Genomic DNA, 261 nt, shown 5'->3' with positions numbered 1-261 from the left:
TGGCGAACTCGGCGACGCTGGGTACGGCAGGCTTCACGCCGGTGGGTGGCACGGCAATCGCAGCGGCGACGGCAGCAGGCGGTGAAGTGTCGGTGGGCGCAGCGGGCGCAGAGCGTCGCATCACGAACGTGGCCGCGGGTCTGAACCCGACCGATGCGGTGAACGTGAGCCAGCTGATGTCGGAAGACGCGAAGGTGAACAACGTCTCGAACAATGTTTCGAACGTGTCGAACAACCTGAGCAACCTGGGCAACAACGTCA

The 261-nt window shown here is 64.0% G+C and carries 1 pseudogene; it reads left to right on the top strand.

Annotated features, from left to right (window positions below):
* Positions 1–261: pseudogene (locus tag G3N95_RS41085) on the top strand (adhesin); the annotation flags it as partial.

It is taken from the genome of Paraburkholderia sp. Tr-20389, assembly GCF_017104565.1.
Lineage (GTDB): Bacteria > Pseudomonadota > Gammaproteobacteria > Burkholderiales > Burkholderiaceae > Paraburkholderia.
The sequence above is the reverse complement of the archived record's forward strand: the minus strand, read 5'-3'. Positions and strand labels throughout refer to the sequence as shown.